At 43.9% G+C, this 21,767-nt stretch carries 20 protein-coding genes; 16 read left to right on the forward strand and 4 right to left on the reverse strand.

What is annotated here, in order from left to right; all coding sequences use genetic code 11:
- The first annotated feature begins 30 nt into the window (after positions 1-30).
- The 15 genes from GJQ68_RS15925 to nagB all read left to right on the forward strand — a co-directional run bounded on the left by GJQ68_RS15925 (position 31) and on the right by nagB (position 15,196).
- On the forward strand, positions 31-1,350 hold the full coding sequence (locus GJQ68_RS15925) for a gluconate:H+ symporter (RefSeq protein ID WP_162418360.1): 1,320 nt from the start codon (positions 31-33) through the stop codon (positions 1,348-1,350).
- A gap of 25 nt (positions 1,351-1,375) precedes the next feature.
- Positions 1,376-1,840, forward strand: coding sequence for a RidA family protein (locus GJQ68_RS15930; protein WP_202927955.1), 465 nt, complete (start codon positions 1,376-1,378; stop codon positions 1,838-1,840).
- A 4-nt stretch (positions 1,841-1,844) separates the two neighbouring features.
- Positions 1,845-2,957: a D-TA family PLP-dependent enzyme gene (locus tag GJQ68_RS15935; RefSeq protein WP_162418302.1), complete on the forward strand. Its 1,113-nt coding sequence runs from the start codon at positions 1,845-1,847 to the stop codon at positions 2,955-2,957.
- Between the two features lie 21 nt (positions 2,958-2,978).
- Positions 2,979-4,055: a dipeptidase gene (locus GJQ68_RS15940; protein WP_162418303.1), complete on the forward strand. Its 1,077-nt coding sequence runs from the start codon at positions 2,979-2,981 to the stop codon at positions 4,053-4,055.
- Positions 4,056-4,272: 217 nt separating this feature from the next.
- Positions 4,273-4,785 carry an RNA polymerase sigma factor gene (locus GJQ68_RS15945; protein ID WP_162343382.1) on the forward strand — a complete coding sequence of 171 codons (513 nt, stop codon included), beginning with the start codon at positions 4,273-4,275 and terminating at the stop codon, positions 4,783-4,785.
- Positions 4,786-4,788: 3 nt separating this feature from the next.
- Complete coding sequence (locus tag GJQ68_RS15950; RefSeq protein ID WP_162418304.1) at positions 4,789-6,270, forward strand: phytoene desaturase family protein; 1,482 nt, start codon at positions 4,789-4,791, stop codon at positions 6,268-6,270.
- A 25-nt stretch (positions 6,271-6,295) separates the two neighbouring features.
- The gene (locus tag GJQ68_RS15955; RefSeq protein ID WP_162418305.1) at positions 6,296-7,141 is read left to right on the forward strand and encodes a phytoene/squalene synthase family protein; all 846 of its coding nucleotides are present in this window, start codon (positions 6,296-6,298) and stop codon (positions 7,139-7,141) included.
- Positions 7,138-7,842: a lycopene cyclase domain-containing protein gene (locus GJQ68_RS15960; protein WP_235941610.1), complete on the forward strand. Its 705-nt coding sequence runs from the start codon at positions 7,138-7,140 to the stop codon at positions 7,840-7,842. The genes GJQ68_RS15955 and GJQ68_RS15960 overlap by 4 nt, the downstream gene beginning before the upstream one ends.
- Positions 7,843-7,857: 15 nt before the next feature.
- Positions 7,858-8,703: a 4-hydroxy-3-methylbut-2-enyl diphosphate reductase gene (locus GJQ68_RS15965; RefSeq protein ID WP_162418306.1), complete on the forward strand. Its 846-nt coding sequence runs from the start codon at positions 7,858-7,860 to the stop codon at positions 8,701-8,703.
- 31 nt (positions 8,704-8,734) lie between these two features.
- Complete coding sequence (locus GJQ68_RS15970) at positions 8,735-9,448, forward strand: fatty acid desaturase (RefSeq protein ID WP_162418307.1); 714 nt, start codon at positions 8,735-8,737, stop codon at positions 9,446-9,448.
- A 66-nt stretch (positions 9,449-9,514) separates the two neighbouring features.
- On the forward strand, positions 9,515-11,917 hold the full coding sequence (locus tag GJQ68_RS15975; protein WP_162418362.1) for a TonB-dependent receptor: 2,403 nt from the start codon (positions 9,515-9,517) through the stop codon (positions 11,915-11,917).
- A gap of 26 nt (positions 11,918-11,943) precedes the next feature.
- Complete coding sequence (locus tag GJQ68_RS15980; RefSeq protein WP_162418308.1) at positions 11,944-13,095, forward strand: BamA/TamA family outer membrane protein; 1,152 nt, start codon at positions 11,944-11,946, stop codon at positions 13,093-13,095.
- Between the two features lie 29 nt (positions 13,096-13,124).
- Positions 13,125-13,745, forward strand: coding sequence for a class I SAM-dependent methyltransferase (locus GJQ68_RS15985; protein ID WP_162418309.1), 621 nt, complete (start codon positions 13,125-13,127; stop codon positions 13,743-13,745).
- Between the two features lie 32 nt (positions 13,746-13,777).
- Positions 13,778-14,380 carry a trimeric intracellular cation channel family protein gene (locus GJQ68_RS15990; RefSeq protein ID WP_162418363.1) on the forward strand — a complete coding sequence of 201 codons (603 nt, stop codon included), beginning with the start codon at positions 13,778-13,780 and terminating at the stop codon, positions 14,378-14,380.
- 93 nt (positions 14,381-14,473) lie between these two features.
- Entirely contained in the window at positions 14,474-15,196 is a 723-nt protein-coding gene (nagB, locus tag GJQ68_RS15995) for a glucosamine-6-phosphate deaminase (RefSeq protein ID WP_162418310.1), read from the forward strand.
- On the opposite strand, the gene GJQ68_RS16000 is transcribed toward nagB, so the two are convergent.
- The gene (locus tag GJQ68_RS16000) at positions 15,156-18,221 is read right to left on the reverse strand and encodes a PAS domain S-box protein (RefSeq protein ID WP_162418311.1); all 3,066 of its coding nucleotides are present in this window, start codon (positions 18,219-18,221) and stop codon (positions 15,156-15,158) included. The two genes, nagB and GJQ68_RS16000, sit on opposite strands and share 41 nt — an antisense overlap.
- Before the next feature lie 142 nt (positions 18,222-18,363).
- Entirely contained in the window at positions 18,364-19,476 is a 1,113-nt protein-coding gene (locus tag GJQ68_RS16005) for an aspartyl protease family protein (RefSeq protein ID WP_162418312.1), read from the reverse strand.
- Between the two features lie 352 nt (positions 19,477-19,828).
- Here GJQ68_RS16005 and GJQ68_RS16010 point away from each other — a divergent pair, with 352 nt between their 5' ends.
- The gene (locus tag GJQ68_RS16010) at positions 19,829-20,302 is read left to right on the forward strand and encodes a Fur family transcriptional regulator (protein WP_162418313.1); all 474 of its coding nucleotides are present in this window, start codon (positions 19,829-19,831) and stop codon (positions 20,300-20,302) included.
- A 21-nt stretch (positions 20,303-20,323) separates the two neighbouring features.
- On the opposite strand, the gene GJQ68_RS16015 is transcribed toward GJQ68_RS16010, so the two are convergent.
- Together GJQ68_RS16015 and hflC are read right to left on the reverse strand one after the other, a co-directional pair.
- On the reverse strand, positions 20,324-20,776 hold the full coding sequence (locus GJQ68_RS16015) for an SRPBCC family protein (RefSeq protein WP_162418314.1): 453 nt from the start codon (positions 20,774-20,776) through the stop codon (positions 20,324-20,326).
- 30 nt (positions 20,777-20,806) lie between these two features.
- Positions 20,807-21,745 (reverse strand): protease modulator HflC, encoded by a 939-nt coding sequence (gene hflC / locus GJQ68_RS16020; protein ID WP_162418315.1) that lies wholly within the window; start codon positions 21,743-21,745, stop codon positions 20,807-20,809.
- Positions 21,746-21,767 lie beyond the last annotated feature (22 nt).

Consider the following 21,767-nt stretch of genomic DNA (forward strand, 5'->3'; position numbering starts at 1 on the left):
TGTATTTTTTCGATTCATTTCGAATTCATGATGACCTTTTTAATTGTCGGATTAAGCATATTATTGCTGGTAGGATTGATAGTTTGGTTGAGGGTAGAGCCCTTTATTGCCTTTCTGCTTACCTCTATTGCAGCCGGATTATGTCTCGGCATTCCGCTGGATGCTGTTTCCGGTTCTATTCAGAACGGGATTGGAAGTTTGATGGGGGCCTTGGTGATTGTTATTGTTTTGGGAGCAATGTTGGGAAAAGTAGTGGCGGATAGTGGTGCCGCTCAGCGGATCGCCCTTTTTCTTACACAGCGTTTTGGACAACAGCGCTTGCCCTGGTCGGTAGCGATGACCGCATTTATAGTAGGGATACCCTTGTTTTTTAACGTCGGGTTTGTGCTGCTGGTGCCCCTTGTGTTTTCGGTTTCCTATCAGTATAACATCCCGGCGATGGTCGTGGGCATCCCCATGCTGGCGGCTCTTTCGGTTACCCATGGATTGTTGCCACCCCATCCCGCTCCGGTAGCCCTGGTGGCTCAGTTTGATGCACATATGGGGACCACCTTGATTTACGGTTTGATATTGGCGGTGCCGATGGTGATACTGGCGGGACCCATATTGGGCAAGCTCCCCTATTTAAAGGCCATGCAGGTTAGGCCGTTGGCGGTTTTCAGTGCAAAACCGAAACCCGAGGAGGAGTTGCCGGGGTTGGGAAACAGTCTATTTACCGCATTATTGCCTGTTTTCTTACTTATCGTTTTGTCGTTAGCGAGTTTGAAAATGTCCCCCGATAGCGCTGGTTTCGGGTGGATTCAGTTTTTTAGTGACCCCAATGTGGTCATGCTGATTTCGCTCATTTGGGCCACCTTCAGCCTTGGAATTAGCAGGGGACAGCGGGTGGCCGAGCTCATGGAAGGGTACGGTTCTGCCGTCAAAGACATTTCCCTGATTTTGTTGATCATTGCCGGAGCCGGAGCCTACAAAGAGGTGTTGATGGATAGCGGGGTGAGTACGGAAATCGGAGCATCATTGGAACAATTACCGATCAATTCCTTAATCCTCGGATGGTTGATTGCGGCAGTTATCCGGATTTCCGTTGGGTCTGCCACTGTAGCAGCACTTACTGCGGCGGGGATCATTTCGCCCCTGGTGGCTGCTGGTAGTGTCGATCCTAACCTGATGGTGCTTGCCATTGGTAGCGGCAGCCTTATTTTTTCGCATGTCAATGACGGCGGATTTTGGCTCGTAAAAGAATATTTTAACCTGAGTATTAAACAGACCTTTTTATCGTGGACCTTATTGGAGACGGTGGTGGCTATTTTAGGCCTTTTGGGGGTGTTGATACTGGATTTGATTATATAAAAAAAGAATAATTGCTATGGAAAACATGTCTGCAGAAGGAAAATTAAAAGAATTAGGACTGGTATTACCCCCTGCTCCACCTCCGGGGGGTGTATACCGACCTATTGTTATCACCGGAAACATGTTGTTTCTGTCTGGTCACGGGCCGGTATTGGAAGACGGAAGCCTGATTAAGGGCAAGGTGGGAATTGATTTGGACAAGGACCAGGGCAAAGCCGCTGCCCGGCAGGTAGGCTTGACCATGCTTTCTACCTTGCAAACTCAGCTTGGGAGCCTGAACAAAATCAAACGTGTGATCAAAGTTTTGGGGATGGTTAATTGCAGTTTGGATTTCGAAGAACACCCCTATGTAATCAATGGCTGTTCGGAGCTGTTCGGAGAAATATGGGGAAAGGAAAATGGAATTGGCTCCAGAAGTGCCGTAGGCTTCGGTTCCTTGCCAGGGAATATTTCCGTGGAAATAGAAGCTACTTTCGAAATAAACCAGTAAGTGTATGACAGATAAGTGGTATGAATTACAAAATCCGGAGAGAACCGACAGTCCTGCCTTATTGGTATACAAAGAGCGGGCAATCGAAAACATCCAAAAAGCCATTCGAGAGGTAGGTTCGCCGGACCGGCTGCGACCTCATGTGAAGACAAACAAGTCCGTTGAGGCCTGCCGCCTGATGATGGATGCCGGAATAAAAAAGTTTAAAGGAGCCACCATCGCAGAAGTAGAGATGCTGATAATGGCAGGGGCTAAGGATATCCTGCTGGCGTACCAACCTGTGGGGCCAAAAATAGACCGACTGATATCTATCATTCAGAAATACCCGGAAATCAACTTCCATTGCCTGACGGATCATTCGTCTGCGGCGGATGTGATGGATAATAAGGCCATGGAGGCAGGTGTAAAGCTATCGGTCTACATTGATCTCAATGCTGGAACGAACCGGACGGGTATTGCCCCCGGTCCTGCCGCCATTGATTTGTTTGAAGGGCTTGTTCAAAAGAAAAATCTCCAGGTAAAAGGATTTCATTTGTACGATGGACATTTGCGGAATCCGGTATTTGAAATTCGTAAGTCGGAGTGCGAGGAAGGGTTTGCTCCCATTGCCGCCATGCGAGAGGAATTGGAAAAAAGCTATGGATTTTCCCTGGAAATCATTGCCGGAGGTACGACCACCTTTCCGATTCATGCTGCCCGTGAGGGAGTCACCTGCGGACCGGGAACATTTATTTATTGGGACGATGGGTATGGATTTGGGCTTCCGGAGCAGGAATTTCAGCACGCCGCACTGGTGATGAGCCGGGTGATATCTTTTCCGGCGGAGAACTTGGTTTGTGTGGACCTGGGGCACAAGGCCATAGCTTCCGAAAATCCCATTGATAAACGAGTACGTTTTCTAAATGCAACGGACCTTACGCCGGTAAGCCAAAGCGAAGAGCATTTGGTATTGCAAACTTCCCCCGATCATACCTATCGGATTGGCGACGTTTTGTATGGGGTTCCGTACCATATTTGCCCCACGGTAGCCTTGCACCAGGAGGCAGTGGTGGTGGAAAATGGGGAGCAGACAGCAGTATGGAAAACGATTTCCCGTAACCGGAGGATCTTATTTTAATGATTAACAAGACAACGATACATGTTTACTATAGACGCACACCTGGATTTGAGCATGAATGCTCTGGAGTGGAACAGGGACCTTACCCTCACTGTTGAGCAGATTAACGCAAGGGAACGGGAATTGCAAATGACCGATAAGCCGGACCGGGGTAAGGCCACCGTCTCGCTGCCTGCATTGAGACAGGCGGAAATTGGATTGGTGGTAGCCACCCAAATAGCCCGATACGTGGCACCGGGCAACGCTTTGCCGGGCTGGCATAGTCCTGAACAGGCCTGGGCGCAAACACAGGGGCAATTGGCCTGGTACCAGGCGATGGAAGATAAGGGAGAAATGGTGCAAATAAATAACCTGAAAGCCCTGGAGGATCACCTGAATTTATGGAAGAATGGCTCCGATGCCGGTAAAAAGCCTGTAGGATATATTTTGTCGCTGGAGGGAGCGGATTCCATTGTTGATCTCAGGTATTTGGAGAAGTCGTATGAGGCGGGTTTGCGAGCATTAGGTCCGGCTCACTATGGTCCTGGCCGGTATGCCCAGGGAACAGATGCCAGCGGTCCCTTGGGGCCAAAGGGAAGGGATCTACTTCGGGAAATGGAGCGTTTATCGATTATTTTAGATGCTACCCATTTGTGTGACGAGAGCTTTTGGGAGGCCTTGGATCATTTTAACGGGCCGGTTTGGGCAAGCCATAATAATTGCCGGGCTCTTGTAAATCACAACCGCCAGTATAGTGATGAACAAATCAAGGCCTTAATCGATAGGGGCGCGGTCATTGGAGGAGCGTTGGATGCCTGGATGATGGTTCCCGGATGGATTAAAGGTGTCTCTCAGCCTCGGGAAATGGATTGTGATCTTGAAAAAGTAATCGATCACTTGGATCATATCTGCCAGATTGCGGGGAATGCAAGGCATATCGGGATCGGGACCGACCTGGATGGGGCGTATGGAAGGGAACAAAGTCCCTATGACCTGGAAACCATCGCCGATATCGGCCGGATCCCAGGCATGCTTGAAAAGCGTGGCTATAGTACTGCCGATATTGAATTGGTCATGCATGGAAACTGGTTGCGGTTTCTACATAAAGCTTGGAGCTGATTTGTTTAATAATTAGAAAAAATATTAAACAAATACCCCTTTTTGGGTTTCACGAATAAAGGACGAAAAAGCCCCATAAAATCGATTTATGGGGCTTTTTTTGTAAATACATATCTCCTTTAAAATTTTTGTTTAAAGAAAAAATAAAAAAACTCTACAAAAAAGTTGTTTGTGTGTTTAACATTAAGTAGATTTGTTTAAACAAAAAGATAAAGCCATGACAACTCTTGAATTCAGCTACTCATTAAATAAGTTAAGTAAATCATTAAAGCCATTTGCGTTAAAGTTAACTCGCGACATGGATGATGCCAACGATTTGATGCAAGACACCATGGTCAAGGCATTTACCAACAAAGATAAATTTACCGACGGAACCAACTTAAAAGCTTGGTTATATACCATAATGAAGAACACCTTCATCACCAATTATCAGCGAATGGTGAGAAGAGGGACATTTGTGGATACCTCGGATAATTTGCATTTCATCAATTCAGGTTCCGTAGTTATTGAAAATGGTGCCTATGGAGAGTTCGCCATGAAAGATATCACCAAGGCAATCGATAAATTGGACTCGGTGTACAAAACCCCCTTCCTCATGCATTATAAGGGTTTTAAGTATCATGAAATCGCTGAAAAGCTAGACATTCCCATTGGAACGGTCAAAAACAGAATTCATATTGCCCGGAAATTATTAAAAGACGATCTTAAGGTCTATATTACCAAAAACTAAAGGATGGTTCATAAAAGAGTTGTGGTTATCGGTTCGGGTTTTGCCGGACTTTCTACAGCCACGCACCTGGCAGCAGCAGGCCAAGACGTATTGTTATTAGAAAAAAACAGCACCCTCGGCGGTAGGGCAAGAAAATTCCAGGCCGAGGGTTTTGTTTTTGATATGGGTCCGAGTTGGTATTGGATGCCAGATGTCTTTGAAAAGTACTTTGAAACTTTCGGGAAGCGGGTTAGTGATTACTACAAACTTACCCGACTCGACCCCTCTTACTCGGTTTTTTTTGGCCAGGATGATGTAATGGATATTCCGGCCGACCTGGAAAAGCTGAAGCAAGAACTAGAAAAGTTAGAGCCTGGAGCGGGAGCTAAACTGGATGAATTTTTGAAGCAGGCGGCTTATAAATACCAAAAAGGAATTCATGATCTCGTACATAGACCAAGTCTGTCCCTTACTGAATTTATCGATTTTTCATTGGTAAAGGACTTGTTCAAAATGGATATTTTTCAGTCCATGTCTTCTCATGTCCGGAAATACTTTACCCACGACAAAATCATTCGCCTGATGGAATTTCCCGTGTTGTTTCTGGGAGAGACGGCACAAAATATTCCGGCACTTTATAGTTTGATGAATTATGCAGATATCGCTTTAGGTACCTGGTATCCCATGGGGGGCATGCATCAAATCATTGAAGGAATGGTAAGTCTGGCAGTGGAAAAAGGAGTGGAAATCCGGGCAAATGCTGAGGTGGTCAAAATAAATGCCCGGGCTGGCAAAGCCGAATCCCTACTTTTAAGCAATGGAGAAATCATCGATTTTGATATTCTGGTAGCGGGTGCCGACTACCACCATGTGGACAAAAAGCTTTTGGAACCAGCGTTTAGCAATTACAGTGAGGCGTACTGGGATAAGCGGACCTTGGCACCATCTTCCTTGCTTTTTTACCTGGGAGTGGACAAAAAACTTCAAAACCTGCACCACCACAACCTTTTTTTCGACGAGCCGCTGGGTCCGCATGCAGATGCGATATACAAAAATCCCAAATGGCCTGAAAAACCCTTGTTTTATGTTTCGGTGCCTTCACAAACAGATCCGACCGTCGCTCCTAAAGGAATGGAAAACCTGTTCATTCTAATACCGCTGGCTCCCGATCTGGAAGACCCTGAGAAAACCAGGCAGTTCTATTTTAATCTGGTGATGGACCGGTTGGAAAAATTAACCCATCAGGAAATACGATCTCACATTATTTATCAAAAATCGTATGCTCACCAGGATTTTAAGGACGACTACCATGCCTTCAAGGGAAATGCCTATGGATTGGCCAATACCCTGATGCAAACCGCTATCCTGAAACCTTCATTGAAAAACAAGAAACTTTCCAATGTTTATTATACGGGTCAGTTGACTGTTCCGGGCCCAGGCGTTCCCCCCTCTTTGATTTCGGGAGGAGTGGTAGCAAAAGAAGTCATTAAATCCCTGGGAAAATAAATAAAATCTATATATTGAGGAGGTTATGATCGATCACCAAAAGCTTTTTGATGAGACTGCACTGGAGTGTAGTAAACTAATAACCCAGAGGTACAGTACGTCCTTTACACTGGGCATCAAAACCTTGCACAAGAAGTTTCACCTACCGATCTATGCCATATATGGTTTTGTTCGCTATGCGGATGAGATCGTCGACACGTTTCATGACAAGGACAAGCAAGCTTTACTGAATTCGTTCAGAGAAGATACCTATCAGGCCATCTCCGACGGAATCAGTCTGAATCCCGTTCTCCATTCGTTTCAATTAATGGTGAATAAGTATCAGATTGACAGGGAGCTGATAGATGCCTTTCTGGCCAGCATGGAGATGGACCTGGATTTTACTACTTACAACGATTCCAAGTATAAGGAGTACATTTATGGCTCAGCGGAAGTAGTTGGACTGATGTGTTTAAAGGTTTTTTGCGAAGGCAATGCATCCGAGTACGAAAAACTAGAAGGAGCTGCTTGTAAATTGGGTTCTGCTTTTCAGAAAGTAAATTTTTTGAGGGATTTGAAGAGTGATTTTGAAGACAGAGGCCGGGTCTATTTTCCAGGTGTTGATTTTAAAAAATTCGATTATACGGTAAAAAGGGAAATTGAAAGCGACATTGAAAAAGATTTTAAAGAGGCATTAGAAGGCATCCATCAATTACCCAAAGGAGCCATGTTAGGTGTAAAAATCGCCTATTTGTATTATCAGAAACTTTTCCTTAAAATAAAGCGCCTGCCACCTGAGGTAATCACCAGGCAACGGATACGCATACCCAATATTCGAAAAATGGCACTACTCGCCAAGACCTATTTCGGATACAAAACAGGACTTGGATGATGAAAGAGGAATTTTATTACCTGGGACTGATGCTTTTCACCATCTCCTATCCACTGGCACAGTCATTTGAATCCCGGATATACTACTATAAAAAGTGGCACGCTCTCTGGCCGGCAACCCTGGTTTCAGCCTTTATTTATATCCTGTGGGACCATTGGTTTACCGTAGAGGGGGTATGGTGGTTTAATGAACGATACATTTTGGGTTGGTACCTTTTCGACCTTCCCCTGGAAGAAATATCCTTTTTCTTTATCGTTCCTTTTGCCTGTGTATTTATTTACGAAGTGCTGATTTACTTTATGGAGAAAGATTGGCTGCGCCCTTTGGGCAAACCGTTTGTCTTTTTGGGAGTACCGGTACTGTTATTCATCGGCCTGTACCATTGGGATAAAATGTACACTTCGGTAAATTTTATTTTTACCTCCTTTCTACTTCTCGGCCACTACCTGGTATTTAAAGATAAGATATTGGGTCGATTTCTGGCGGGGTTTCTAGTCAGCCTGATCCCTTTTATGCTTGTAAATGGTGTTTTAACAGGTTCCTGGATAGACGAGCCCATCGTAGGCTATAATAATGAAGAGAACCTGGGAATTCGAATTGGAACCGTTCCCGTAGAAGATAGTGTTTACTCCTTGGGGCTCTTGCTTTTAAATATCAGCATTTACGAAAAAATCCTGAAACGCAAAACAATTCGAAAATAGTATGGTTTATAGTCTATGTTAAATTTGGATGTACATATTGATCAACATTCCGGTTTTTGTTTTGGGGTAGTGTATGCTATTGAAATGGCAGAAGAAATCCTCGATAATGAAGGACGCTTGTATTGTTTGGGTGATATTGTACACAATGATGAAGAGGTAAAAAGACTAACTCAAAAAGGCCTAATCATTATCGATCATACGTCGCTGACCGATCTGAAAAATGAGAAAGTCTTAATCCGTGCCCATGGGGAGCCGCCATCTACTTATGAATTGGCAATAAAAAACAACTTAACCCTGGTAGATGCGAGTTGTCCTGTGGTATTGAAATTACAAAACAGGATCAAAAATTCTTACGACAAAGAGGAAACCATCTACATTTACGGAAAGCACGGGCATGCCGAGGTAATCGGCTTACTTGGCCAAACAAGAAACAAAGCCGTAGTTTTTCAGGATATAAGTGAATTGGACATTCCCTCCCTACCGAAAAACATTACGCTGTACAGCCAAACTACGAAAAGTACGGATAAATTTTACGAAATTAATAAGATCCTTAAAGAAAATGGAATCACCATCAATACCAATGATACCATTTGCAGGCAGGTTTCTAATCGGGATAAAGAGCTTCGGGAATTTGCTTCCAAATTTGACCACATCGTGTTTGTAAGTGGTACAAAATCTTCCAATGGGAAGGTTCTTTTTAACGTATGCAAAGAAAAAAACCCGAATACTTATTTTGTGTCCAGTCCGGAGGAAGTAGAACAGGACTGGTTTTCAGATAGTCAAACCGTGGGGATCTGTGGGGCCACCTCCACCCCCATGTGGTTGATGGAAAAAGTGAGGGATCGGATTAGAGAATTTTGAATGTTTTCATTTTTTTCATTGTTTCTTTCTCATGAACAATTTGCGATCTGTCCACCAGCTATCTGAGAAAATCGATCCAAAGGGTATTTTGATAGCGGTGTCCATCATGTTAATATGGGGCATCTCTTTGATTTTCTTATTAGGCTATTCGGTCGATTTTTCCAATCCGTTGGTTTATATAGGCATTTTGGTCCAGACGCATTTGTACACCGGGCTTTTTATTACCGCCCATGATGCCATGCATGGGGTCGTTTCTTCCAACAAGAAGCTTAACCATGCCATTGGTTGGCTCGCCGCCCTGCTGTTCTCCTATAATTTTTACTGGAAACTCTTTCCCAATCACCACAAACATCATCAATATGTTGCTACGGAAAATGATCCCGATTATCACTCTTCCAACCGTTTTCTTCCCTGGTACCTGAGTTTTTTGTTCAGCTATGTGAATATCTGGCAGTTCCTTTTGATGGCCGTTACGTTCAATGTGTTGAAAATTTGGGTTCCTGTTCCCAACCTAATTCTATTCTGGATGCTGCCTGCCATCCTTTCCACCCTGCAGCTGTTTTATTTTGGGACCTACCTTCCCCATAGAGGAGATCATGCCAATAAACATCATTCGGGTACTTTGCCAGCCAATCATATTTGGGCATTTGTATCCTGTTATTTTTTTGGATATCATTACGAACACCATGACTCACCGAATACGCCCTGGTGGCGCCTTTGGAGAACAAAAAATGTTCGTACCTGAAAATTTATTCTTTACAACCAAACATTTTTTGTTCATTTTGATTATTCTTTAAAACTACCGTTCATGATGAAGCACTTCTCCTTAGCATTCCTTCTATTTTTCGTTTTTCATTCGACGATGGCTCAGGATGGGGTCATTCAAGGTAAGATTGTTAATCCCATCAATAACGAACCCATTCCTTTTGCCAATGTAATTATTCAGGGCTTGGACCAGGGGGCCGTTTCCGATGAACAGGGCCAATACCGTATTTCAGGTCTTGAACCAGGCCTGTATAATGTAAAGGCGTCATTTGTAGGCTTCAAATCCCAGACGTTTTATGAGGTTCAGGTGACGCTGGCCAGACCCGTACAACTTGATTTTGAATTGGAAGAGGATGCATCTAATTTGGACGAAGTGGTAGTTGATTCGGAATTTAGCCGGTCAGAGGAAACCCCCTTATCTGCAAGAAAGCTTAATTCGAATGAAATCGAGCGCTATCCCGGAGGTAACCGGGATATTAGCAGGGTGATCCAATCCCTACCAGGTGTGGCCAGCACCGCCAGCTTTAGAAACGACATCATTATTCGCGGCGGAGCTCCCAATGAAAACAAGTTCTTTATCGATGAAATCGAAGTGCCTGTGATCAATCACTTTGCCACCCAGGGGTCCTCGGGTGGTCCGGTAGGTATCTTAAACGTAAACCTGATCAAAAATGTAGACGTTATCAGTGGCGGTTTTCCAGCCAATCGAATGAACGCCCTGAGTTCCTTTTTTGAATTTCAGTTAAAAGATGGGCGAAGGGATAAGATGTTCTCTCAGGTTACGGTAGGAGCCAGCGAACTGACCTTTTCCAATGAAGGACCCATTGGGGATAAAACTACTTATATATTTTCTGCCCGTAGGTCCTATTTACAAGGATTGTTTCGGCTTTTGGGACTTCCTTTTCTGCCTACTTTCAATGATTTTACATTCAAAACCAAAACCAAAATCAATGATAAGACAGAGCTGACGGTGTTGGGAGTGGGTGCGATTGATCAATTTGCCCTGAATTTTGACGTTCCGGATGGAGAAACCACCGAGGACAGGGAAAACCGGCTGTATCTCTTAGACAACCTTCCCATTTCTACCCAATGGAACTATGCCACGGGAGTGAAATTGAAGCGGTTTCGTGATAATGGGTTCTGGACCTTTATTTTAAGCCGAAACATGTTGAATAACCGTTCCTATAAATATGCCCAAAATGATGAGTCCCAGCCAGAAAACTTATTATTTGACTACTTGTCTCAGGAGAGCGAAAACAAGTTCCGTGCGGAAAACAGCGTTTTTAAGGACGGTTATACCTTTCAATATGGTGTTAATTATGAATTCAGCAGGTACCTGATCGAAAACCTTGACCGACAGGTGCTGGTTCAGGACGGGCAGGAGTTGAATATATCCTCTGTTTCGCTTTTCCATGGCTACGGTGGATTTGCCATGGGAAGTAAGAAATTCTACGATGAACGCCTGCTCGTTAATTTTGGGTTTCGGCTTGATGGAAGTGATTTCGGTGCGACCGCCAGTAACCCGTTGAATCAATTTAGCCCCAGGTTGTCTGCCAGCTACCAGTTAAAAGACAATCTATTTTGGAATGCCAATGCCGGGATTTATTACCAGAAGCCGCCCTACACTGTTTTAGGTTTTCAGAACAACGAGGGGAACTTTGTAAATCAGGACAATGATGTCCGGTTTATCAGGGCTACCCATCTGATTTCCGGAATAGAATGGAAGTTTCCGGAAAAAAACAGAACCTTTTCCGCTGAGGTATTTTATAAGAAATATGCCAATTATCCCAGCTCCATCCGAAACGGTATCGCCCTTGCCAATTTGGGGGCAGATTTTGGAGTGATTGGGAACGAGCCGGTAAGCTCGGATGCGGAAGGCCGTGCTTACGGTCTGGAATTGTTGGCCCAGCAGCGGCTATACAAGGGGTTTTATGGAATCGCTGCGCTTACCTTGGTTCGTAGCGAGTTTACCAATCCCAACACGGATTACCTTCCCTCCTCCTGGGACAACCGGTTTATCGTAAGCCTCACCGCGGGCAAACGGTTACCGAAAGATTGGGAAGTAGGAGCTCGCTGGCGCTTTCTGGGAGGAACGCCCTACACCCCGTACGATTTTCAGGCTTCCTCCCTTCGGTCCAATTGGGATTTATTTAACCGGGGAATTTTTGATTACTCCCGAATCAACGATCAGCGGCTCAACAGCTTTCACCAATTGGATCTGCGGGTAGATAAAAAATATTTCTTCGATAAGTGGAATCTCAATTGGTATTTTGACGTTCAAAACGCCTACAACTTTCAGGCTGAGCAGCAGCCAGAATTGATTCCCCAGCGAAATGATCAAAATGAATTGGTCGTGAATCCGGAGGATCCCAGCCGGTACATTCTTCGCGAAGTACCCAATCCTGCCGGGACAGTATTACCAACTATTGGTCTCATAATAGAATTTTGACCCGAATGTAGTATCTTCGGGGCCTGATGAAGCGAAGAACTACTTTTTTACTGATCCTTCAATTGCTCCTTTGGTGTTCTGCTCCTGCGCAGGAGCAGGGTAAGACCGCCGACTTGGGAGAAGCGGAGTCTTTTGCAGGGAAGCTTTTTGGCTTAGCTGACCGGACCATAGACTTATTAACGACGGATTCGTGGACCTTCATTCCTGCCCTGACCTACTCGCCTGAAACAAGCTTGGGTGTGGGTGGGAGGGCCCTGAAAATTTTTCGCACAGGCAAAGACCGCTCCTCAGGATCCACGCGACCTTCATCCCTGCCACTGACTTTTCTATATACGTTCAATCACCAGTTAATTCTAACAGGTGAGCTGGAGCTATGGTTGGATGAGAACAAGTCCTTTCTGAATGCAAGAATAGAATTTTCTGACTATCCTTTCGAATTTTCAGGTATAGGAAATGAGGTCGTACAAGCCGAACCCTATGCCAGCAGGTATTTTTACTTTCACTTATATTACGAGAAGAAAATCGCAAAGGGTCTCTACCTTGGCCCCCGGTATGAGTTTAGGGGCGATGATCTTTACCAAAAAATTCCCGGGGGGCTGCTGGATTCAGGCGATATTCCGGGCAGTAACGGGCAGCGCTTGTCCGGGCTGGGATTGGCAGTGAATTTAGATAGGCGGGATAATATTTTCCAACCAACGAAAGGAGTTTACCATCAATTATCCTGGATGAAGTTTCATTCTCTTTTTGGCAGTAATTTTGATTTTTCACAGTGGATCTTTGATTTCAGGAAGTATTGGCCGGTTGGGAACGAGCAGATACTGGTTGGGCAGGCAATGGTTAGCGTTTCAGAGGGAGAGGTGCCCTTCCAGCATTTAGCGATGATGGGGGGAAGTGATTTGATGCGCGGATATTTTGAAGGCAGGTACCGGGACAGACATGCCATGGTCTATCAGGCCGAGTGGCGTTTTCCGGTTTACCGAAATCTGAGAATGGTTGCCTTTGGAAGTGCCGGACAGGTAGGAAGGAAATTTTCGGATTTCGGACTGAACCACCACCTTCGCATGGCGGCTGGTTTTGGATTCAGGTATCGATTAAATAAGGAAGGGCTGCATTTAAGAATTGATTTTGCCTACGGGGATCAGCCAGCCTTTTATTTTGGACTAAATGAAGTAATCTAGCTAGCAGCGCATTTCTAATTTCAGAACGAATGGAAATAAGAGCATTGAACCAATTGTTAGGCAACATTGATATTTATTTGCTTGACCAACTATTAAAAGAACGTTTCAATAAGGAAATGCTTATCCTGGATGCAGGTTGTGGAGAAGGCAGGAATACCCATTATTTTATCCGGTCTGGCTATCAAATCCTGGGAGTAGATAGTAACCCCATAGCTATTCAGATGGCCAGGGTAACGGCGAAGACCCTGGACCCCACTTTCGATCCCTTACGGTTTTTGGTGGCTCCGGTAGAGGAGCTTCCATTTCATGGGGGAGCGTTCGACGTACTGATCAGTAGTGCCGTCATGCATTTTGCGGATGATCGGACCCATTTTGAAGCGATGCTACAGGAGCAAATGCGGGTGCTGAAAAAAGGAGGGCTTTTCTGGTTAAGAACCTGCACGGATGCGGGAGGTTGTTTTTCGTTGGTTTCGGAGAATGAAGAACGAAGGCAAGCACTACCGGATGGCACCGAAAGGTTTGTTTTTACTGAAAAATTAATGAAAGAAGCCATGAGAAAATATGCGCTTACCCTTTTGGAACCGGCAAAATCGGTTCTGGTTCACGGCAAAAGAGCTATGGGGGTTTATCTGTTTCAAAAAGAGAAATAAAAAATACGGCAATGTTTGGGACTGCGATACCATTGGATTTACAGTATGCCTTGGAATTGATAGGGACATATTTTTTTGCCATATCAGGGGCATTGGCGATTCAAAACCGGGAACATGACTTATTTGGGGCAGGGTTTACAGGTTTTATTACAGCCATTGGAGGGGGAAGTTTGCGGGATATTATTTTGGGTGCGTATCCCTTGGTATGGATTGGCAATGTTAATTTTCTGTATGCCATCTTTGCAGGATTGATTACCACCTTTGTTTTTTTTCCTCTGGTAGCCCGATTGCGAAAGACCTTGTTCTTGTTTGATACCCTTGGCATTGCTTTTTTTACGATATTAGGTGTGGAGAAAACCCTGGCCCTTGGCTTTCGGCCAGAGGTGGCTGCCATCATGGGCATGTTTAGTGCCGTCATGGGAGGGGTGATCCGGGATACGCTTACCAACGAAATTCCCATATTGTTCCGGAAGGAGGTATACGCTTCGGCCTGTCTTAGCGGCGCAGTGGTTTACCTTGTTCTGAATTATTACGGCCTGGAACGTAATATTAACCTATTGGTGTCCATTTCGCTAATCATCCTGATACGCCTGGTAGCCGTTCGATTTAAATTAAGTTTGCCTACCCTAAAGTAGCTGAATTTTCAAGATCCGATTTAAGGGATGGTATTTTGGCAGCGAATCAGGTATATCTAAAAATAAATTTACACTAATCATTCTTTTTTATTCATGCAAATTCAAATATTTCAAAGCAGAGAAGCGCTACACCGGGCGGTTGCCGACAGGTTTATTTCCGCGGTTAAGGCTAACCCCAAAATGGTGCTTGGTTTGTCTACGGGAAGTTCGCCCCTGGATACCTACGCGAACCTGGTTCGGGACCATCAACAAAATGGTACGGACTACAGTAAAATCCACACCTTCAATCTGGATGAATACGTGGGATTGAAAGGAAGCCACCCGCAGAGCTACCGATACTTTATGAACGCCCACCTGTTCCATCATCTCAATATCCCGATGCCACAGACGCATGTACCAGCAGGAGTCGGAGATTTGGAAGCGGAATGCGAACGGTACGAAAAAGAGATTCAGGAATGCGGAGGCATTGACCTACAGTTACTCGGATTGGGCACCAACGGTCATATTGGATTTAATGAGCCCGGCACTTCCTTCGACTCCAGGACCCATGTCGTCAACCTACTAGAAGAAACGATCGATGCAAACGCGCGATTTTTTTCAGGAAAGGAAGAAGTTCCCACCAAAGCTGTTACGATGGGCATACAGACCATCATGGAAGCCCGTCAGATTGCGCTGCTGGCCTATGGTAGCAAGAAGGCCGCTCCGATTCGAGATGCCGTAAACGGACCCATTACGGAATCGATGCCCGCTTCCCTCCTTCAAAACCATGCGGATGTCACACTTTATCTGGACGAGGAAGCTGCCGCTCTATTGTAGCCTCTCTGGGGAAGGGTTCCTGGGAAGAAAAGGTATTTTTGGTTTTACCCATGATCAGGTTCCGAAGGTATACTTTGAAGATGGTGCCCTTTCCCACCTTACTTTCGATTTCTATTTTACCGTCATTGACGCGAATCTGCTCCCTTACCAGATAGAGTCCCAGGCCTTTGCCTTCCACGTGGTTATGAAACCGCTGGTAGAGACCAAATATGCGATCCCCATACCTTTTTAGGTCTAGTCCTATCCCGTTATCTTCAAAGTGAATTATACAATAATCCTTTTCTTTATAGGTGCGAATGTATACTTCAGGAGTTCGGTCTGGATGTTTGTATTTGACCGCATTGGTCATGAAATTCATGAAGAAATTTTCCAGATGAGCGTACACATAGTTCATTTCTTCCAAGGCTGAAAAATCCTTGTGAATTTTTATCCCCGACTCCTTCAATTGATTGAACAGGCTTTTTTCCACATTGTAAAGAAGTAGCTTGAAATCGATCCGCTCTACCTTTGGAATCTTTTGTTTTTTAATGGATACGACCTCTATCAGATCCTGAAGCGTTGCATCCAGTAGGTTGGTGGAGATTTTTAAGTTTTCCATCACCTCCTTATTTTCAGGGTCTGCTGGATTTTCCTCATTAAACAGGTCTATCAATAGGGAAATATTGACAATGGGTGCTCTCAAATTATGGGAGACAATATAAGCAAAGCGCAGCAGTTCTTCGTTGTGCGATTTTAAATCCCTAATTAATTTTTCGCGCTCGGATTCCAGCTTTTTAGCCTTGGTAATATTTTGTTTGACCAGTAAAATCCGATCAATTTTTCCCGCATCATTTGTCAGGGGAACACCACTTTTTAAGAATCGCTGTTGTTGTGCTTGGGTTTCATAGAAAACCCGTTGCCCCTGCAGGATTTTATTCAGGTTTTTCTTGGTGATGGCAAGGTTTTCTCCCGAATACTGGTCCAGATGGGAGGTGCCAACGAGTGACTTGGGGTCTTTTCCAGCAAGCCGGTATTCTTCCCCATCAGTAAAAATATAGTTGAAGGATTTGTCCAGTACATCTACGGTTCCGCCGGGGAAATTTTCTGCGATGCTTCGGTACAATTGCTCGGAAGCAATCAGTCTTTTCTCAGAAACGGTACGGTCAGTGATGTCATCGACAAAGACGACGTAGGAGACCCGGTTTCTTTTTCCATAGCGAATGCGCGTAAAAGAAATTTTAAGTTCTTTATAATCCTCCGGTCCGTTGGGAAGTAAAAAGTAGGCCGTATTATTTTTTGACTGGGAAAACTGCGTAATAACCTCCCGAAGATTTTGTTTAGTGCCATTGTTAATTAATACCGTTTCCAACAGTTTATCTTTTCTCTTTAGGTTGAAAACGGGTAAGGTTTTGTTATTTATCAGGGTGATTTCAAACTGGTGATTTACAGCAAAAATAGCATAGGCTGTTCCATTTAGAATGGCATCGTGCATGAAATTGGTCTCCTGAAGGGGGGATTCAAAGCGGAATCGATGCAATTCTTTCCCTATCCAGTCAGCTAAGATCCGAAATAATTCCTGGTACAGAGAGCGATTTTGAAGGGGTTCCTGGTGAAGAAAACAAAGGGCACCAATTTTAAGGTTTTCTTTGTCAAGCAAGTCCAGGCGAATTAATGAGGCAATTTGGTGTTTTCTAAAAAATGGATGCGGTTCTAAAGAACTTCTATCCTCAGCGGAAAGCATCAAAAAATCCCTTTTCTTGGCGGGTGCAGGAAGATCCTGGTTTAGAAATTTTCGCCATTTTTCTGAAGATCCTGAGGTCAGTTTGCCAGCAATGGCCAGGGAAACCATCTCCAGGGATTGATTGTCGGGGTCAGTATTGGCAATCATGCAATAGGTAAATCCCAGCCTTTTATGGAGCAAGAGGACAATTTGATCAAAAAGCGCTTTTCCGCTAAATAAATTTGATATCTCGGAAACCTCCTTGAGGGTCTTTTGAATAAATTCCTTTTCGCTGAGATTCTGGATAATCCCTTCTTTTTCCAGTAGGTTTTTTTTGGCCTTGTTTATTTCTGATACATCCCTGAGAATCCCTACCAGGACGGTTTTTTGGGAAGGAATATCGTAAAATACTTTCAAGCTATTTTTTAGATGAAGGAATTTTCCTTTGTTATTTTTGACCCGGTAGGTGAGGGTGTAGGAATCCAACTCATACCTTTCAGAAAAAAACAAGTCTTGGACCTTACCCCGGTCCTTGGGATGCACCATTTCCAGCCAGTCCCATACGGAATATTTTTTGAACTGGGTTTCTTCATATCCGAGTAATTCAGTGATGGCTCCGGACCAGATCATTTCCTTGTCTTCCCTGAGGTACTCAAAATACAGGATATCTAAAAAACTGTGCGGGATATAATTGGGTTTATCTTCAATTAGATTGGGGAATTCCGGACGATTGGTTTGCTTCTTTATAGCCAGTAGCTGGTACCCATTTTTTAATGGAATGCTATGCATTTTAAGCACATCTAAATCTAAAACCGTTCCCACTAAATTTCCCTTACAGAGCTTGCTTAATTTGTCCTTGTCCGAAAGCCGGTACTTATCGTGAAGGTGCTGACAGAATTCTTCCATATCCTTTGGTACAAAACCAGAAGGATTGGAAATATCGGCTAGAATTGTTTTCGATAAGGGATGAACAATCCAGGAAGACTGGGTTTCGGCGGGTCTGCTGGGTACGATCATCGCATTGACCAGATAGCTATTTTCTTCCTGTGCCATGGTAAAGCCTTCGATCGTTACCCAGGTAAATTTATTATGTCCTACAAAAAAGGGTACCTCCAGGATTTCGGCCTTGCCCAGGAAATCAAATAGTTTTTCAAAAACCGGAGATTCGATCGTAGGGAAAATCTCATCAAAAAATTCGGTCCTGTAAAACTTTGATCGCTCATTAAAAATCCCAAAAAAGTTTTTGGAAACATAGAGAATCTCAAAAACCCCGTGATTTGATTTTCTAAAAGTTAATAGTAAGTTATTGAATTTCTTCTCAGGCATTTGCCACATTCAGTGAATATCGAAAGTCTATACAAGCAAATATCAGCTAAATTTAAACTAAATTTCAAAAAATACACAATAAATTTATATTAGTCAAAATAAACTATACGAAATTCATATAATCAACTACGTATTAAAACAGTTATAATTGTTTTTCCAATAGGAAAGTGATTTTGTGTAATGTGGAGGCGGTTTCATCAGCAGGATCTCTGCGAAGCAGTTCGAGTGAAATCACCTCTCCCTCTTTCGATCTCAACAAATCCGTAATGTCGGATAATTTCCAAAAGGGGGCAGGAATTTTATTGATCGAAATTATTTCGTCGAATACCTGTACGCCTTGTTGGTGGGCAGGAGAGCCTTCCCGTACCTGGCTAATATAGAAGCGTTTGCTTTCAGCTGAATAGACCCGAACCATCAGTCCGCTCATATCGTATTTAAATTCATTACTGAATCGAGATCCTTTTTTGTAGAGCATTCTTTTTCGGGGATAATCCATTATGATTTTCATCCGGTTCAGGACATCTGAACCGATACTTCCATTTCGGCCGGTTCCGATGATGACATCTGAGAACTCATTCTCTTCCGGATAGGAAGTGATGACATTTCTGAATTTTAGTCCATTTAGACGCAGTCTTTTAACCCGGCCCACAAAACCAAACAAGTCCCCTCCAAGGGATCGGCCCAGGTCACTTTGCAGCGTGACTTCGGGAAGAACGATTTCATCGCTGGTTTCCCTGTTAAGTAGCAAACCATGGTTTGCTCCCGTGTCAATCAACAATTTAGAGCTCAGATCCGGGCCATTTGATTGGCGGATGGTGGATTGAACGTATGGTTTGTTGCCTAAAATCTCAATTTCTGTTTTTCGGAACCCAAGAGGCCTCCATTTGAGGGCAGATCTTTTGTAAAAACTAATAATACCATTATCATAATCAATTTTCACCGGGTTATTTTTGAAAAATTCGTGACCAATCACCCCAAAAACAGGAATACCAATGACTTTTTCCAATTCCAGAAAATCTTCGTCCAGTACCAATATTGCCTGAAATATACCCTCAATAGGACCCAAATCGAAGTGGTTGTTTGGCGAGACGGAGGCACTTAATACGGTCGTTCCGTCTGCACCAACTAGATTTAATTTCCGGGTGTATTGCATGTCTAATTCATCCGCCATGGTTTTGCTGAAAAAAATATTGGATTTCACACCCGTGTCGAACAAAAAGTTCACCTCTGGCCCTCCATTAATGGATATAGGCATGATGATGAGGCTATTTGAATCAATAAAGGGAAGGTTTATTTTTCTCTTTTCCTTTTTCATGTAAAAACCAGGAACCTGGCTTTGTAGCGAGAAGGCCATGAAACAGAATAGGAAAAAAAAGAAAAACGGTTTGATACCAAGGTGCATAGATGCTGGATTCGTATTTATCGTTTTAATATAGAAAATTAATTTTAGTACTCTGTCATAAACGGCTATTCTTTGAGGTTGTTTGAAAATACCTACCGCTTATTTAGAAGGATTGAAAATAACTATGGATAATGAGGATTGAAAAGTTAACCGGTTTGATAAATCTAAAAAATAACTCATCTTTAATCTTTAGAATTGTAGCGTCATGGCCGAAAAGTCAATAATTGAAAAAGCAAAGAAAATTTTTGAAAACTACCTCATTCGACAGGGGAGCCGTAAAACCCCCGAACGCTTCTCCGTAATCGATGAGCTCTATGCCCTGCCCCAGGATGAACACATCGATGTGGAGGGCTTATTTTTGAAAATGAGAAACAGTGGGTATTCCATCAGCAGAGCTACCATTTACAATACCCTCGACCTATTGGTCGAATGTGGGCTGGCTGTGAAGCATCAGTTTAAGGATAAGGTGGCCCTGTATGAACAGGCACTTACCTACAAGCACCATGACCATTACGTCTGCAATCAATGCAGAAAGATCAAGGAATTTTCGGATCAACGGATCAATTTGATCAAAGAGGCCATGGGAAAGGAGTTCTCTTCCCACATTACCAGCCATTCGCTGGTACTTTATGGGGATTGTCAGATCCCGGAATGTGAAAACCTACAATTCGTAGTCTAAGAAAACCTTTTATCCGGTGTCCTAAACGGGTCTATGTTTTCCAAAATACTTTTTGTAGACCGGTTTGCGCATGGCAAACTGAGCATATAATACCGGAAATAGGAAGATCTCCAATATTTTATTGGGAGCCCGATAGCTAATTTCATCAATGATTAAGGACTGGGATGGCCCCTGGCTTACTACCCGGTGTTTATGCCTCCAAAAACGGAGGAAAAAGGGTAGTTTTATACCTTCGTCTACGAAGTAAAACTCGTTCTCATCCGTCTGATCATCGGTAATCTCACTGGTCCATACCTGTTTGAACAGGATGAAATTTAACTCCAAACTGACGATGTCTCCGGTAGAGGAGCCATCAAATCGAAGTAATTTTACCGGAGGAAAGGGCGGGTTCAAGGATTGAAACAAATCCTCCGTGAACCCTTCCTTTACCTTTAGATAGGATTGATCCACCCGGGTACTAAGGTTGATTTTCATTTAGGAAACTAACGCTTCTGATTTACTTTTTTATTGCATGTCCTTGAGGTACTGAAACAATTCACTATCGGAAGAGATCACCAGATTGGTCTTTTCATCCAGGGAATTTTCCAGTGCTTCCATGGATCGCAGAAATTTATACAGGTCGATAGATTGTCTGTTTTTATTGTATGCAGAAGCATATATTTCCGTAGCTTCAGCATCTGCCCGGCCACGTATTTCTTCAGCCTGTCTGACCGCTTCTGACTGGATTTGAGCCAGGTCCCGTTCTTTATCCCCTTGGATTTTTCGGGCTTCCCCCTGGCCTTCCGACCGGAATTGATCCGCAATCCGGTTTCGCTCACTTACCATTCGATCGTAAACCCGGTCGCGTACCTCATCTACATAGTTCATGCGCTTAAACTTGAAATCCAGAATCCGTACACCCAGATCAGAAGTCCTTTCGTTGGCCTTTTGGAGAACAATTTCTTCGATGGCTTCCCTACCCACATCAATGTCCTCCAAAACTTCCAGTTCTTCCATGAAATCTTCCGTCACTTCCGGATCACGATTGGTGGAACGAACGATGTCCAACAGGTCATGGCTGGCGATGGCATTCCTGGTTTCCCCGTCCAGAATATCATCTAGCCTGGACTGAGCGGAACGTTCGTCTCTCAGACGGATAAAAAACTGCAAGGGGTCTGTAATCTGCCAGCGAGCATAGGTGTCGACAAAGATGAATTTCTTGTCTTTGGTAGGTACCTGGTTTTTATCTCCATCCCATTCCAGGTAGCGCTTGTCAAAAAACTGTACCTTTTGAATAAAGGGAATAACGACGTTAACTCCCGGACTGGTCCGTGGCTCTCCCACGGGCTTACCAAACTGCGTGACAATAGCCTGCTGCGTTTCATCGAGTATAAACACACTCTGAGCAACGAAGATCAATGCTACTACCACCAATACAATGTATATTATTTTACTTTTTTTCATTTCTTGATGTTTTTATTGTACC

Origin of the sequence: Cyclobacterium roseum (assembly GCF_010119225.1) — a bacterium.
GTDB classification, from domain to species: Bacteria; Bacteroidota; Bacteroidia; order Cytophagales; family Cyclobacteriaceae; genus Cyclobacterium; species Cyclobacterium roseum.

Excerpts from the sequence above, each read along its gene's own strand:
- GJQ68_RS15925 (WP_162418360.1), top strand. The coding sequence starts at position 31 with ATGACCTTTTTAATTGTCGGATTAAGCATATTATTGCTGGTAGGATTG.
- GJQ68_RS15930 (WP_202927955.1), top strand. The coding sequence starts at position 1,376 with ATGTCTGCAGAAGGAAAATTAAAAGAATTAGGACTGGTATTACCCCCT.
- GJQ68_RS15935 (WP_162418302.1), top strand. The coding sequence starts at position 1,845 with ATGACAGATAAGTGGTATGAATTACAAAATCCGGAGAGAACCGACAGT.
- GJQ68_RS15940 (WP_162418303.1), top strand. The coding sequence starts at position 2,979 with ATGTTTACTATAGACGCACACCTGGATTTGAGCATGAATGCTCTGGAG.
- GJQ68_RS15945 (WP_162343382.1), top strand. The coding sequence starts at position 4,273 with ATGACAACTCTTGAATTCAGCTACTCATTAAATAAGTTAAGTAAATCA.
- GJQ68_RS15950 (WP_162418304.1), top strand. The coding sequence starts at position 4,789 with ATGGTTCATAAAAGAGTTGTGGTTATCGGTTCGGGTTTTGCCGGACTT.
- GJQ68_RS15955 (WP_162418305.1), top strand. The coding sequence starts at position 6,296 with ATGATCGATCACCAAAAGCTTTTTGATGAGACTGCACTGGAGTGTAGT.
- GJQ68_RS15960 (WP_235941610.1), top strand. The coding sequence starts at position 7,138 with ATGATGAAAGAGGAATTTTATTACCTGGGACTGATGCTTTTCACCATC.
- GJQ68_RS15965 (WP_162418306.1), top strand. The coding sequence starts at position 7,858 with ATGTTAAATTTGGATGTACATATTGATCAACATTCCGGTTTTTGTTTT.
- GJQ68_RS15970 (WP_162418307.1), top strand. The coding sequence starts at position 8,735 with ATGAACAATTTGCGATCTGTCCACCAGCTATCTGAGAAAATCGATCCA.
- GJQ68_RS15975 (WP_162418362.1), top strand. The coding sequence starts at position 9,515 with ATGAAGCACTTCTCCTTAGCATTCCTTCTATTTTTCGTTTTTCATTCG.
- GJQ68_RS15980 (WP_162418308.1), top strand. The coding sequence starts at position 11,944 with ATGAAGCGAAGAACTACTTTTTTACTGATCCTTCAATTGCTCCTTTGG.
- GJQ68_RS15985 (WP_162418309.1), top strand. The coding sequence starts at position 13,125 with ATGGAAATAAGAGCATTGAACCAATTGTTAGGCAACATTGATATTTAT.
- nagB (WP_162418310.1), top strand. The coding sequence starts at position 14,474 with ATGCAAATTCAAATATTTCAAAGCAGAGAAGCGCTACACCGGGCGGTT.
- GJQ68_RS16000 (WP_162418311.1), bottom strand. The coding sequence starts at position 18,221 with ATGCCTGAGAAGAAATTCAATAACTTACTATTAACTTTTAGAAAATCA.
- GJQ68_RS16005 (WP_162418312.1), bottom strand. The coding sequence starts at position 19,476 with ATGCCTATATCCATTAATGGAGGGCCAGAGGTGAACTTTTTGTTCGAC.
- GJQ68_RS16010 (WP_162418313.1), top strand. The coding sequence starts at position 19,829 with ATGGCCGAAAAGTCAATAATTGAAAAAGCAAAGAAAATTTTTGAAAAC.
- GJQ68_RS16015 (WP_162418314.1), bottom strand. The coding sequence starts at position 20,776 with ATGAAAATCAACCTTAGTACCCGGGTGGATCAATCCTATCTAAAGGTA.
- hflC (WP_162418315.1), bottom strand. The coding sequence starts at position 21,745 with ATGAAAAAAAGTAAAATAATATACATTGTATTGGTGGTAGTAGCATTG.